2 protein-coding genes and 1 pseudogene are annotated in these 2,266 nt (G+C 61.7%); all 3 read left to right on the forward strand.

The genetic code is table 11. The features are described 5' to 3' along the window. Positions 1-338 (forward strand): annotated as a pseudogene (locus AC1DT3_RS18470) (ABC transporter substrate-binding protein); the annotation flags it as partial. 38 nt (positions 339-376) lie between these two features. After that, positions 377-1,354 carry an ABC transporter permease gene (locus AC1DT3_RS18475; protein ID WP_477466685.1) on the forward strand — a complete coding sequence of 326 codons (978 nt, stop codon included), beginning with the start codon at positions 377-379 and terminating at the stop codon, positions 1,352-1,354. Then, positions 1,351-2,265 (forward strand): ABC transporter permease, encoded by a 915-nt coding sequence (locus AC1DT3_RS18480; RefSeq protein WP_477466686.1) that lies wholly within the window; start codon positions 1,351-1,353, stop codon positions 2,263-2,265. Before AC1DT3_RS18475 ends, AC1DT3_RS18480 begins: the two co-directional genes overlap by 4 nt. Position 2,266 lies beyond the last annotated feature (1 nt).

The following is a 2,266-nucleotide window of genomic DNA, read 5'->3' on the forward strand; positions in this document are numbered from 1 at the left end:
GTGTTGCGCTCGGCGGTTGGGGATCGACGAGCGGCGAGGCATCTTCCTTCCTGCGCCAATGGCCAGCGACACCGGACGAAGCCCAGACGATCGGCGGCTCGAACTATGGCGGATATTCGGATCCCGAATACGACAAGTTGATCCGCGCCGCGATTTCGACGCTCGACGATGCGAAGCGATCCGAGTTGCTTCAGCAGGCGGGCGCGAAAGTTCTGGAAAGCGGAGCCTTCATCCCTCTACACTTCGAAAGCTCTGTCTGGGCGTACAAGGCAAACTTGAACTATGTCGGCCGTGCCGACCAGTTCACGATGGCCATGTCGGTCAAGCCGGCGAAGTGAGCCATGGGTGAAAGCACCAGTAGCGCAAGACGCGTGCCATGACGGCATACGTTTTGCAGCGCCTGATCCAGAGTGTTCTGGTTCTTCTGGCGGTCTCGATCGTGGTCTTCTTTGCCGTCTACGGTATCGGAGATCCGATCGAGCTGCTGGTGCCACCACAGGTGAGCGCCGCCGAAAAGGCGGCGATGGTCCGCCGGCTCGGGCTCGATCTTCCCGTCTGGCAGCAATATCTGACTTTCATGGGCAGCGCCCTGAGAGGAGATCTGGGACGGTCGTTCGTGCACGGTGTGYCGGCGATCGAACTCATCCTCGCCCGATTGCCGGCGACCTTCGAACTCGTCCTGCTGGCGATGAGCCTGGCGGCTGCCATTGGCGTGCCGCTCGGGCTTCTCGCCGGGCTTGACCCAGAAAGCCGCCCAAGCCGCGTGATCATGGCCGGAACGGTTCTCGGATTCTCCTTACCGAGTTTCTGGAAAGGCATGATGCTGATCCTGCTCTTCAGCGTTGCGCTGGGTTGGCTGCCGACCGCGGGGCGCGGCGAGACGGTCTCGGTCTTCGGTGTCCAGACGAGTCTCCTGACACTCGACGGGCTCAAGCATCTCATTCTGCCGGCGCTCAACCTCGCGATTCCCAACATGGCGTTGATGATCCGGCTGGTTGCCGCAGGCACGGCCGAGGCAATGACGCAGGACTACGTCAAATATGCCCGCGCGAAAGGCGTCCGCCGCAAGCACATCGTCGGCCGGCACGTCTTACGCAACATCCTGATCCCGGTGGTGACTGTGGCGGGAATGGAGTTTGGAAGCCTCGTCGCCTTCTCCACCATCACGGAGACGGTCTTCGCGTGGCCCGGCATGGGCAAGCTCCTGATCGACAGCATCTACCAGCTCGATCGACCGGTCGTCGTCGCCTATGTGATGCTCGCGACACTTCTGTTCGTCGCCGTGAACTTTCTGGTCGACATCCTCTACGCGGCACTGGATCCGCGTGTGAAGCTGACCGGAGAGATGGCATGAAACTGTCTGGATCGGGCGCGCCYGTCATTGCGGTCGACGCCGATACGCCGTTGCGACAGAAGGTGCTCCGCCGAATCCGAAGCCGTCCGACAACGCACGGTGCGGCAATCCTTCTCGGTGGTCTTGTGCTGCTCGCGCTGCTTGCTCCTTTTGTCACTCCCCAAAATCCCCATGATCTCGCATCGCTGAGCGTGATGGACAATCGCCTGGCGCCGGGGACCGAGGGCATGACCGGTATGACCTACTGGCTCGGGACGGACGCCCAAGGCCGCGACATGCTGAGTGCCATCCTCTACGGCCTTCGCACCAGCCTGATGGTCGGCCTGACTTCGACCGCGGGCGCATTGGTCATCGGCGTTGCCGCGGGTCTTGTCGCGGCGCAGTTTGGAGGGGCCGTCGACGCGGCGATCATGCGCGTCGTCGACTTCATGCTCGGCTTCCCGTCGATTCTCGTCGCGCTCGTTCTGCTTGCCTCGATCGGCCGTGGCGTCGACAAAGTGATCATTGCGATCATTCTTGTGCAATGGGCGCAATATGCGCGGCTGATGCGAGCAAGCGCGCTCGTCGAACGGCGCAAGGAATACATCGAGGCTGCCGTTAATTTCGGTCTCCCGCAGCGCCATATCATGCTGGCGCATTTGCTGCCGAATTCGATCGGATCGGTGCTAGTCGTGTCGACGATCAGCATCGCAGGCGCGATCACACTCGAGGCGACCTTGTCCTTCCTCGGTGTCGGCGTGCCGGTGACGCAGCCCTCCCTCGGTCTTCTGATCGCCAACGGTTTCGAGTTCCTGCTATCCGGCGAATACTGGATCGCTGTCTTTCCCGGGATTGCCCTGGTCCTGCTGATCATCTCGCTCAACATCGTCGGAGACCGGCTGCGTCGCAGCTTCAACGTGAGGGGCTCATGAC

The sequence above is a fragment of the Microvirga sp. P4_G7 genome, from assembly GCF_056401005.1.